This is a genomic window from Halorubrum sp. Atlit-28R (assembly GCF_003665955.1).
Classification (GTDB): domain Archaea; phylum Halobacteriota; class Halobacteria; order Halobacteriales; family Haloferacaceae; genus Halorubrum; species Halorubrum tropicale.
This window is the reverse complement of the sequence record NZ_QPLS01000013.1, coordinates 91,800-102,160: the sequence shown is the minus strand read 5'-3', so window position 1 is coordinate 102,160 and position 10,361 is coordinate 91,800. Positions and strand designations below refer to the sequence as shown.

Annotated in this window: 11 protein-coding genes; 5 read left to right on the top strand and 6 right to left on the bottom strand. The window is 71.0% G+C overall.

The window, feature by feature from the left end; translation table 11 throughout:
• The coding region (locus DVK06_RS15745; protein ID WP_147438125.1) for a zinc ribbon domain-containing protein at nucleotides 1-243 on the top strand (243 nt) is incomplete at its 5' end.
• A gap of 11 nt (nucleotides 244-254) precedes the next feature.
• Here the strand turns inward: DVK06_RS15745 and DVK06_RS18500 are convergent.
• The gene (locus DVK06_RS18500; protein ID WP_147438124.1) at nucleotides 255-506 is read right to left on the bottom strand and encodes a hypothetical protein; all 252 of its coding nucleotides are present in this window, start codon (nucleotides 504-506) and stop codon (nucleotides 255-257) included.
• Nucleotides 507-847: 341 nt separating this feature from the next.
• On the opposite strand from DVK06_RS18500, the gene DVK06_RS19085 reads away from it, so the two are divergent.
• The 3 genes from DVK06_RS19085 (at nucleotide 848) to DVK06_RS15730 (ending at nucleotide 5,330) form a co-directional block, all read left to right on the top strand.
• A complete protein-coding gene (locus DVK06_RS19085; RefSeq protein WP_199718736.1) occupies nucleotides 848-1,015 on the top strand; it encodes a hypothetical protein in 168 nt (55 codons plus the stop codon).
• A gap of 103 nt (nucleotides 1,016-1,118) precedes the next feature.
• Nucleotides 1,119-3,716, top strand: a complete 2,598-nt coding sequence (locus DVK06_RS15735; protein WP_121600988.1) for a DNA topoisomerase — start codon at nucleotides 1,119-1,121, stop codon at nucleotides 3,714-3,716.
• 87 nt (nucleotides 3,717-3,803) lie between these two features.
• On the top strand, nucleotides 3,804-5,330 hold the full coding sequence (locus tag DVK06_RS15730) for an ATP-binding protein (protein WP_121600987.1): 1,527 nt from the start codon (nucleotides 3,804-3,806) through the stop codon (nucleotides 5,328-5,330).
• A gap of 18 nt (nucleotides 5,331-5,348) precedes the next feature.
• On the opposite strand, the gene DVK06_RS15725 is transcribed toward DVK06_RS15730, so the two are convergent.
• From DVK06_RS15725 to DVK06_RS15705, 5 genes are all read right to left on the bottom strand, one after another.
• Nucleotides 5,349-5,708: a DUF192 domain-containing protein gene (locus DVK06_RS15725; RefSeq protein ID WP_121600986.1), complete on the bottom strand. Its 360-nt coding sequence runs from the start codon at nucleotides 5,706-5,708 to the stop codon at nucleotides 5,349-5,351.
• A gap of 78 nt (nucleotides 5,709-5,786) precedes the next feature.
• On the bottom strand, nucleotides 5,787-6,041 hold the full coding sequence (locus DVK06_RS15720) for a glutathione S-transferase N-terminal domain-containing protein (RefSeq protein ID WP_053771866.1): 255 nt from the start codon (nucleotides 6,039-6,041) through the stop codon (nucleotides 5,787-5,789).
• Between the two features lie 261 nt (nucleotides 6,042-6,302).
• The gene (thsB, locus tag DVK06_RS15715) at nucleotides 6,303-7,949 is read right to left on the bottom strand and encodes a thermosome subunit beta (protein ID WP_121600994.1); all 1,647 of its coding nucleotides are present in this window, start codon (nucleotides 7,947-7,949) and stop codon (nucleotides 6,303-6,305) included.
• A gap of 215 nt (nucleotides 7,950-8,164) precedes the next feature.
• A complete protein-coding gene (locus DVK06_RS15710; protein WP_121600985.1) occupies nucleotides 8,165-8,689 on the bottom strand; it encodes a copper resistance protein CopD in 525 nt (174 codons plus the stop codon).
• Between the two features lie 132 nt (nucleotides 8,690-8,821).
• Nucleotides 8,822-9,364 carry a hypothetical protein gene (locus DVK06_RS15705; protein ID WP_121600984.1) on the bottom strand — a complete coding sequence of 181 codons (543 nt, stop codon included), beginning with the start codon at nucleotides 9,362-9,364 and terminating at the stop codon, nucleotides 8,822-8,824.
• Nucleotides 9,365-9,491: 127 nt separating this feature from the next.
• On the opposite strand from DVK06_RS15705, the gene DVK06_RS15700 reads away from it, so the two are divergent.
• Nucleotides 9,492-10,361: a CbiX/SirB N-terminal domain-containing protein gene (locus DVK06_RS15700; protein WP_121600983.1), complete on the top strand. Its 870-nt coding sequence runs from the start codon at nucleotides 9,492-9,494 to the stop codon at nucleotides 10,359-10,361.

Sequence of the window (10,361 nt, the reverse complement as noted above, 5' to 3'; positions counted from 1 at the left end):
GAGAAGCCGTTGTGGGTCCGTGAACATTCCTGTCCTGCCTGCGGTTTCGAGACGGATAGAGATGCGAACGCGGCGTGGAACATTCTTTCTCGCGGTATCGAGCAAGTAGGAGCGGGACGCTCCGAATCAACGCCTGTGGAGACTGCGCTCCCTACGGGAACCACCACGGTTTCTGCAAAGCGCGTCGTGGAAGCAGGAAGCCCTACCCTCAAGGAACGAGCCGCATCAGCGGCGAGTGAGTAGGGTAGGGTAGTTCACCTGTCGTCGAAGGTCCGTTCGGGAGCGGTGACGAGCCGCTGTGGCTGGAGGTGAAAGCGGAGTATCCCGACGACGGGCCCGACTCGTCCGAGAATGAAACCGTCGTCACCCAGCCTCTCGGCGAGGGGTACAGCGGCTGTATCTACGTGGTGGTCCTCGGGCGCACCGCCGGTGGCGTTTCGTTCCTCGTCGACCCGGCTGACGAGGTCCTGTCCAGAGAGACTCGGTGTTGAACTCCGGCGGGACATCGCTGTTAGCCGGTTTATAACTAATCGACCGCGGATCGACGGTGAGTGCCTCCAAAGCCCCAACCGTGAGGCGTTCGGACGCTCGCTGCGCTCCTCGCGTCGCCTCCGAACGCCCTCACGGTTGCCCCTTTGAGTCCCACCCGACAGCGACCGCACAGCGCCTCACGCCTCCCCAGCCTCGTCAGTCGCCTCCGCTCCGCTCCGGCGACTGACTCCCTCGCGCGGTGCTGCTCGCGGCCTGTGGCCGCTCGCAGGCACGCGCCACCCCTGAGCGTCACTGCTGACTCGTCTACACACCGACACAAGACTCATATGTGTGGGTGTAGTTGTCACGGGTGACGATGCCAGACACGAAATCGGGCCGCGAGCGGAAAGGGAGGAACAAGCGCCGCCAACTCGAGAACCACCTCGCACGGCGCGAACTCGACGCGGACGACGAACCCCCGGAGCCGTACGGAGAGGTGACCGACGCGGAGTTCCTCGCCGAGTCCGACGACGCGGCCCGGTGACCGGCCGCCCTCGGGTCCCTTCTCGCCGTTCGTTCGCCGCCGCGCCTCCCGGTAGTCTCGCGTCGCGAAAGCTTTAGACGGGGGAGCGGCCTATCTCGGCGCAATGAGTCGCGGCCCCGAGCTGATCATCACGGAGAAAGACAACGCGGCGCGGCGCATCGCCGACATCCTGAGCGGCGAGTCCGCGACCGCGGAGCGGATGAACGACGTCAACGTCTACGAGTGGGGCGGCAAGCGGTGTATCGGGCTCTCCGGCCACGTCGTCGGCGTCGACTTCCCGGCCGAGTACAACGACTGGCGCGACGTGGAGCCGGTTGAGCTGATCGACGCCCCCGTCACGAAGACGCCGACGCAGGAGGGGATCGTCGCCGCGCTGCGCCGGCTCGCCCGCAACGCCTCCCGCGTCGTCATCGCGACCGACTACGACCGCGAGGGCGAGCTGATCGGCAAGGAGGCGTACGAGCTCGTCCGCGAGGTCAACGAGGACGTGCCCGTCGACCGCGTGCGCTTCTCGTCGATCACGGAAAACGAGGTCCGAGAGGCGTTCGCGAATCCCGACGACCTCGACTTCGAGCTGGCGGCCGCCGGCGAGGCCCGCCAGACCATCGACCTGACGTGGGGCGCCGCCCTGACCCGCTTCCTCTCGCTGTCCGCCCGACAGATGGGCGACGACTTCATCTCCGTCGGCCGGGTCCAGGGGCCGACGCTCAAGCTCATCGTCGACCGCGAGCGGGAGATCCAGGCGTTCGACCCCGAGTCCTACTGGGAGCTGACGGGCGAGTTAGCGAAGGCGGGCGGCGACCCGTTCGAGGCGCGCTACTTCTACCTGAACGACGAGGGCAACGAGCGCGAGCGCGTCTGGGACGAGGCGGTCGCCGACACGCTCACCGAGGCGCTCGCCGCGGCCGAGGCGGCGACCGTCGACGACGTCGACCGCCGCACGCAGACCGACGACCCGCCGACGCCGTTCAACACCACCGCGTTCATCCGCGCGGCGGGGTCGCTCGGCTACTCCGCGCAGCGCGCCATGTCGCTCGCCGAGGACCTCTACACCGCCGGCTACGTCACCTACCCCCGGACCGACAACACGGTGTACCCGGACGATCTTGAGCCCGAGGAACTGATCGAGGACCTCTCGGCGGCCTCGACGTTCGGCGCGGACGCCGCGAGCCTGCTCGACGGCGACGGCGACATCGAGCCGACCGAGGGCGACGAGGAGACGACGGACCACCCGCCGATCCACCCGACCGGCGAGCTCCCGTCGTCGTCGGACCTCTCCGACGACGAGTGGGAGGTGTACGAGCTGATCGTCCGCCGCTTCCTCGCCACCTGCGCCGACCCGGCCACCTGGGAGCGGCTGCGCGTGGTCGCGCTCGCGAACGGCGAGGCGACGCCGATCGCCGCGGACGCGGACGGGCTCGCCGCGCTCCGCGACCCCGAGGACGCGGCCGGGCCGGCCGACCTCGTCGCGGACGGCGGGCTGCGGCTGAAGGCCAACGGGAAGCGGCTGCTCGAGGCCGGCTACCACGACGTGTACCCGTACCGCTCCAGCGACGAGCGGATCGTGCCGGACGTCGAGGTCGGCGAGACGCTGTCGCTGTCGGACCGGGCGACCGAGGCCAAGGAGACGCAGCCGCCCCGGCGGTACGGGCAGTCGCGGCTCATCGAGGAGATGGAGAAGCGGCAGCTCGGGACGAAGGCGACCCGCCACCGGACGATCGAGAAGCTGTACGACCGCAACTACGTCGAGAGCGACCCGCCGCGACCGACCCGGCTCGCCGAGGCGGTCGTCGAGGCCGCCGAGGAGTTCGCCGACCGCATCGTGAGCGAGGAGATGACCGCCCAGCTCGAAGAAGACATGGCGGCCATCGCCGCGGGCGAGAAGGGCTACGACGAGGTGACGGCTGACTCCCGCGAGCTGCTCTCGCGCGTGTTCGACGACCTCACCGCGTCGCGCGAGGCGGTCGGCGACCACCTCCAGACGTCGCTGAAGGCCGACAAGACGCTCGGGCCCTGTCCCGAGTGCGGCTCGGACCTGCTCGTCCGGAAGTCGCGCCGGGGGTCGTACTTCGTCGGCTGCGACGGCTACCCCGACTGCGAGTACACCCTCCCGCTCCCGTCGACCGGGAAGCCGCTCCTCCTCGACGAGAGCTGCGAGGACCACGACCTCCGCCACGTGAAGATGCTCGCCGGACGGAAGACGTTCGTCCACGGCTGCCCGCAGTGTAAGGCGGACGAGGCCGACGAGCAGGAGGACGAGGTGATCGGGGCGTGTCCCGACTGCGGGGAGGAACAGGGCGGCGAGCTCGCGATCAAGCGGCTCCGGTCCGGCTCGCGGCTCGTCGGCTGTACGCGCTACCCCGACTGCGACTACTCGCTGCCGCTCCCGCGGCGCGGCGAGATCGAGGTCACCGACGAGACCTGCGAGGAACACGACCTCCCGCACCTCCGGGTCCACTCCGGCGACGACCCCTGGGAGCTCGGCTGCCCGATCTGTAACTACCGCGAGTTCACGGCCCGCCAGGAGGGCTCGGAGCTGCAGACCGTCGAGGGGATCGGGGAGAAGACCGCCGAGAAGCTCAATGACGCCGGCGTCGGCGGCGTCGACGACCTCAAGTCCGCCGACCCGGACGACCTCGCGGCCGACGTCGACGGCGTCGGCGCCGACACCGTCCGCGACTGGCAGGCGAAGGCGGACTGACCCCGCTCGGGCCGAGCGCCGTCGCGCGGCCGCCGCGACTCATAAATCCATAAACACATATGCGCGGAGTGTTTCGATCACCGTTAGATGGGAGACGGGAACGGGGATTCTCCGGCCGAGGGGTCGTCGTCGAGCGACGCCGCCGCGACCGGTATCCTCCGGGCGTTCGTCGGGGCGGTCCCGACGCCGACGCTCGTCTGTGACCCCGAGACGCTGGCGATCCGCGCCGCGAACGCTCCCGCGGTCGACCTGCTCGACCACGACCGCGGCACGCTGACGCTGATGGGCCTCCCCGACCTGGGCGAGACAGAGGTCACCGTCTCGGGGGAGTCCGTCGCCGCCGTCGCCGCGGCGGCCGTCGACCCTTCCGCGTCGGACGGCGCTGACGACCGAGTCGAGCGGTTCGAGTGGGACCTCCGGCTCGGCGACCCGGGGCTGCGGGTCGACGCGGCGCTCCACGCGGCGACCATCGCCGGCGACGAGTGGCTCGTCGTCGGGCTCTCGGACGCCACCGACCGGGTCGCCGCCGAGAGCGAGCGCGACGGCGAGCGCCGGCTCGTCGACGCGCTCGCCGAGACCGTCCCGCTCGCGCTGTTCCGCTGTACCGAGGAGGGGACGCTCTCGCGGTGGAACGACCGGCTGGCGGCCGACTCCGGCTACGACCCCGCGTCGCTCTCGGGGCGGGCGCTCACTTCGCTGTTCGACGAGGAGACGCGCGGCCGCGTGAGCGAGTCGCTCTCGCGGGTGTACCGGGCGGGCGAGACCGTCTCCTGCGAGGTGCGGCTGCTCACCCGCTCCGGCGAGCGCGTCCCCTACCGGCTCTCGGTCGGTCCCGTCACCGACGGCGACCGAGTCGTCGGCGCCGTCGGCGTCGGCGAGGACCTCACGGAGGCGTCGCTCCGGGAGGAGCGGCTCGCGGTGCTGACCCGCGTGCTGCGGCACAACTTCCGGAACGACCTCAACGTCGTCACCGGGTTCACCGGTCAGGCGATCGAGGCCGTCGACGACCCAGAGCTCACGGGGCAGCTCGAACGGGTCGTCGACACCGCCGAGCGGCTGCTGCGCCTCGGCGAGACCTCGCGCAAGGTTGAGCGGCTGCTCTCCCAGCGCCCCTCGCCGCGGCCGGTCGCGCTCTCTGCCGCGGTCGAGGCGGCGCTCGAATCGCTCCCGGCGGACCTCCGCGAGCGCGCCGCCGTCGAGGTGGACGTCCCCGAGGGGATCGTCGTCTCCGCGATCGCATTCCTTCCCGAGGCGATCACCGAACTCGTCGACAACGCGGTCCGCCACAACGACGCCGCCGACCCGCGGGTGCGGATCTCGGCGGCGGAGCTGCCGAGCGAGTCGTGGGTCTCGCTCGTCGTCGCGGACGACGGCCCGGGGATCCCGCCGGTGGAGCGCGCCGTCCTCACCGGCGAGGAGACGCCGCTCGACCACGCGAGCGGGCTCGGGCTCTGGTACGTGAACTGGATCGTCACCGCGGGCGGCGGGAGCCTCGACATCGTCGAGAGCAAGGCCGGCGGCAGCCGGATCGAGCTGTCGCTGCGCGTCGCGGAGGAGCCGCGTTCGGGAGACGCGGACGTGTTCGACCTCGACGCCTTCGAGGACGACGCGTAGGTCTCGGGCGCCTCCCGCTCACTCGACCAGCCGCAGCTCGTCGCCGACCGCCACCGACTCGGCCGCTCCCGCCGGCAGTTCGACGACGGTGTCGGCGCGGCCGCGACCCAGCCCGACGAACGGCGCGAGCCGCTTCTTCTCCGTCACCTCGCCGTCGGCGAGCCACACCGCGTCGATCGCGAACGGCACGAACAGCATGTGGAGCCACTGCGTGTCGGCCTCGTCGAAGGGGAAGACCAGGCCGTAGTCGTCCGGGATCGAACGCCGGAACATCAGGCCTCGGGCCTGTTCGAGCGTCGAGCGCGCGACGTCGACGTCGCTCGCGAGGACGGTCTCTCCCCCCGACCCGGGACGGTGAACGAGTCGCACGGCCGCCACCTCGCCCCGGGCGGATAAATAGCCTCTCGTTGCGGGGCCGGGCTAAGCCGGCTCCGTCGCGGGCTGATCGCGCCGGCCTCAGCTCGCGCCGCCGTACGTCTCTTCGAGGTACTCGACGATGTCGTCGCTCTCGGACATCCCCTCGATCCCGTGGTCCTCGTCGACGAGGACCGGGACGCCGGTCTGTCCGGAGACCTCCTCGACCTCCGTCCGGTCACCGTGCGACCGCGGCACCATCACCGACTCGTACTCCAAGTCGAGCTCCGACAGCTTCGTCTTCACCTTCGCGCAGTACGGACAGCCCTCAAGCTCGTAGAGCGTTAGGTTTGCCATCGCCCGACCGTACGGCCCGGGCCCGTAAAGAGGTGCGGCCGCGGATGCGTCCGGCGCGCACGGCCGGCCCGTCCCGGTCGCGGACTCGGGCCTGTGGGACGCTACGGCGCGGGTGGAAAAACGGGGAAAACTCGGAGCGCGTGAGGGGCAGTCGTCGAGCGATCGCGGTCGGCGCGGGCGTCGAGGCTCCGAAGTGCCTCGGCTACGTCGGCGTCGTCAGGCGGTGCCTGACGGGCAGTGGGAATTCGTCTCCGACGGGCGTCACATCGCGCCGCCCATGCCGCCCATGCCGCCCATGCCGCCGCCGGGGGCGCCGCCCTCGTCGTCGCCGCCCGACGTCGAGAGGTCGCCCGCCGAGATGATGTCGTCGATTTTCAGGACCAGGTTCGCCGCCTCGGCCGCGGAGGCGATCGCCTGCTCCTTCGCGTGTGCCGTCTCGACGACGCCCGCGTCGGCCGTGTCGACGACCTCGCCGGCGAACACGTCGAGCCCGGCGTTCCGGTCGCCCGCCTCGTGGGCCGCGCGCAGGTCGACCAGCAGGTCGATCGCGTCGAGGCCCGCGTTCTCGGCGAGCACGCGGGGGATCAGTTCGAGGGAGTCGGCGAACGCCTCGACGGCGAGCTGCTCGCGCCCCTCGACGGAGTCGGCGTAGTCGCGCAGGCGGCGCGCGATCTCGACCTCGACCGCGCCGCCGCCGGGCAGGGTGCGCCCGTCGGAGACGGTCGTCGAGACGACGTCGAGCGCGTCCTGGATGCCGCGTTCGAGCTCGTCGACGACGTGTTCGGTGGTGCCGTACAGGAGGAGCGTGACGCCGTGGGCGTCCTCGCCCTCGACGTAGAACAGCTCCTCGTCGTCGTCGCGCTCGACGGAGCCGACCGCGAGGTCGTCGGCGGTGAGCGAGTCGAGGTCCGTGACGATCGGCGCGCCGAGGACGTTCTTCAGGAACGTCAGGTCGGACTTCTTCGTGCGGCGGACCGCCAGCACGCCCTCCTTCGCGAGGTAGTGCTGCGCGAGGTCGTCGATGCCCTTCTGACAGAAGACCACGTCGGCGCCGGAGTCGACGATCTGGTCGACCTTCTCGCGGAGCTGCTGTTCCTCCTGGTCGAGGAACTTCTGGAGCTGGTCCGGTGAGTCGACGTTGACCGAGGTGTCGACGTCCGCCTCCTCGACCTCGATCGGGTCGTTGAGGAGGAGGACGTCGGCCGCGTCGAAGTCGGTCGGCATGTCCTCGTGGACGGGGTCCTTGTCGATCGCCGCGCCGGAGAGGAGGCGCGACTCGCCCGCCGCGCGGCCGGTGCGCGTCTCGATGTTGAGGTTGGCCAGGTCGACCACATGGGAGCCGTCGTCGGCCTCGACGGTGACGCCCTGTACCGCGCGGACGACGAGGTCGGCGAGCACGTCCTTGTCGAGCTCGGCGCCCTTGCCCGTCATGGAGGTCTCGGCGACGTTACGCAGGGTCTCCGTGTCGTCGGGGTCGACGGCGGTCGCGACCTCGTCGACCTGCTCGCGGGCGTACTCGCTCGCGAGGTTGAAGCCCTTGATCACCGCCGTCGGGTGGATGTCCTGTTCGAGGAGGTCCTGCGCGTTCTTCAGCAGCTCGCCCGCGATGGCGACCGCGCTGGTCGTCCCGTCGCCGGCCTCGTCCTCCTGGGTCTCGGCGACCTCCACGACCATCTCGGCGGTCGGGTTGTCGATGTCCATCTCCTGGAGGATGGTGACGCCGTCGTTCGTGATGGTGACGTCCCCCATCGAGTTGACGAGCATCTTGTCCATCCCCTTCGGTCCGAGCGTCGAGCGGACCGACTCGGCGACGCCGCGCGCCGCGGAGATGTTGTACTCCTGAGCGTCCTTGTCCTGGACGCGCTGGGCGTCCTCGCCCATGATGATCATCGGCTGGCCCTGCTGCATTCGCTGACTCATACAGCGTTTGATTGATTGTGATTCTATATAAATCCCTCGTTGAGGGGCTATCGCCCGCAGCCCGTCTGCGACGGAACGACTCGCTCGAAAACACCGGACTCCGACGCCTCGGGCCGAAATTCATGCGGAGAGTTAGCATTGCCCTCTGTCGGCGCGAGAGCGCCGATTCGGCGGCATTTATATACTCGCGTTCCGCGGGACCGTTATCCCGGTATCCCGCCGGCCAGGAGCGCGGCGTCGACGAGCAACAGGACGGCCAGCCCCGCGCTCGCGAGCAGGTAGGGGCGGGCGACGGAGGCCAGCCGGGCGGACCCCGGGACGCCGCCGACCCCGGCGAGGGCGTCGACCGGGAATCCCTCGGCCATGTACCGGCCCCACCCGAGGTCGGGGTCGACCTCGCGGCGCATCCGGAGGACGCCCAGTTCGACGAGCCCGTTCATCGCGCCCCACAGCGACAGCATCGCGAGGACGGCCCACCCCCGGCCGGTCGTCGCGAGGGTCCCGAGCGGCGTGTACAACCGCCAGATCATGTACGCGCCGGTGACCGGGAGGACGACGCCGGTCCACCGCGTGACCATGAGGAGCCGGTGGGCGGCGTCGACGAACGCGGCGCGGCCGAGCGTCCCGTCGGTCGCCCGCGGCAGGGTCGCGTAGACGACGTACAGCGTCGCGCCGGTCCACAGGGCGCCGGAGAGCACGTGGAAGACGAAGGCGGTCGCGAGCAACACGCGATCGGCTGGGAGCGAGAGCGGCAAAAAGGCCGTCCCGGACAGGATCGGTTCGGTCGCCGCGGCCCGGCCTCGCGTCCCGTCGGTCGGGCTCGCCTCTCGTCGACCGAATCCATCCCTCGTCCGCCGAATTCACTCCTCGTCCACGGGCACCGCCTCCAGCGTCGCCTCGACGACCCGGACCGCGCTCGCGCCGTCGCGCCGGGAGACGACGCAGACGAGCGCGTCGCCGGCCACGCCCGCGGCCGCCACCTCCACGTCCGCGGCGCCGAGCCGCCCCAGCGCGTCCGCCAGCGCCGCGGCGTCGACGTCGCCGGTCGCCAGGATCGCGGTGCGGTCGCCGCCCTCGACGACCGCCGCGTCACCGACGCGGAGGAGGGGATCGGCGTCTGCCCCGTCGCCCTCCGCGCCGTCGTTCGCCTCGGTCGCGTCGTCGGCGATGCTCACTCCGCTCCGCATGGAAACGCTCGCGGTCCGGGCCTCGGTCTCGTAGGCCGGCAGGTCTTCCCGGAAGCGGCGGAGCGCGGCCGCGATCGCGTCGGGGTCGCCGTCGAGGTCGGCGCGCGCCGCGAGCCACGACGCCGCGGCGCTGTGGTTCACCAGTCCGGCGCGGAGCGCGTCGCGGACGAACGGGCGCGCTCTGACCGCCTCCCGCGTCTCGGCTGCCAGCGACATGCGCGGGGCTGCGCGGCGGGCGGGCAAGATCGTTTCGGTCGGGCGGGGCGCCCCCGGCGACCGACCGTCGTTCCCGTCGTTCCGCAGCCTCCGAAGTCCCTAATAGCGGCGCGGCCCCAGCACGGGTATGCAGTCGCTCGTCATCGTCGCGCACGGCTCCCACCTCAACCCCGAGTCGAGCGCGCCGACGTACGACCACGCCGACACGATCCGCGCCACCGGTGCCTTCGACGAGGTCCGCACCGGGTTCTGGAAGGAGGAACCGCACTTCCGAGAGGTGCTCCGCACCGTCGAGGGCGACGAGATATACGTCGTCCCGCTGTTCGTCTCGGAGGGCTACTTCACCGAGCAGGTGATCCCGCGCGAGCTCCGGCTCGACGGCTGGGACGTCTCCGAGTGGGGCTCCGACGGCCTCTCCGCGGACCAGGCGACGCTCGTCGCCGAAGACATCGACCGCGAGGTCCACTACTGCGGGCCGGTGGGGACCCACCGCGCGATGACCGACGTGATCGTCCGGCGCGCCGAGTCCGTGACGGACGACCCCGACGTGGGCGAGGGGTTCGGCCTGGCGGTCGTCGGCCACGGCACCGAGCGCAACGAGAACTCCGCGAAGGCGATCGAGTACCACGCCGACCGGATCGCCGAGCGCGACCGCTTCGACGAGGTGAAGGCGCTGTACATGGACGAGGACCCCGAGGTCGACGACCTCCCCGAGCACTTCGAGAGCGACGACGTGGTCCTGGTCCCCCTCTTCATCGCCGACGGCTACCACACCCAGGAGGACATCCCGGAGGACGTGGGCCTCTGCGAGGACCACACCGAGGGGTACGACGTGCCCGAGACGGTCGACGGCACCCGGATCTGGTACGCCGGCGCGGTCGGCACGGAGCCGCTCATGGCCGACGTGGTCTTGGAGCGCGCGGCCGACGCCGGCGCCGACCTCGGGAGCGCGCTCGACGACGTGCGCGAGACGACCCGCGTCGCCACGGGGGACTGA

Bases quoted from the DNA above. Each gene is read 5' to 3' on its own strand.
- DVK06_RS18500 (WP_147438124.1), bottom strand. From the start codon at position 506: ATGTCCCGCCGGAGTTCAACACCGAGTCTCTCTGGACAGGACCTCGTC.
- DVK06_RS19085 (WP_199718736.1), top strand. From the start codon at position 848: ATGCCAGACACGAAATCGGGCCGCGAGCGGAAAGGGAGGAACAAGCGC.
- DVK06_RS15735 (WP_121600988.1), top strand. From the start codon at position 1,119: ATGAGTCGCGGCCCCGAGCTGATCATCACGGAGAAAGACAACGCGGCG.
- DVK06_RS15730 (WP_121600987.1), top strand. From the start codon at position 3,804: ATGGGAGACGGGAACGGGGATTCTCCGGCCGAGGGGTCGTCGTCGAGC.
- DVK06_RS15720 (WP_053771866.1), bottom strand. From the start codon at position 6,041: ATGGCAAACCTAACGCTCTACGAGCTTGAGGGCTGTCCGTACTGCGCG.
- thsB (WP_121600994.1), bottom strand. From the start codon at position 7,949: ATGCAGCAGGGCCAGCCGATGATCATCATGGGCGAGGACGCCCAGCGC.
- DVK06_RS15705 (WP_121600984.1), bottom strand. From the start codon at position 9,364: ATGTCGCTGGCAGCCGAGACGCGGGAGGCGGTCAGAGCGCGCCCGTTC.
- DVK06_RS15700 (WP_121600983.1), top strand. From the start codon at position 9,492: ATGCAGTCGCTCGTCATCGTCGCGCACGGCTCCCACCTCAACCCCGAG.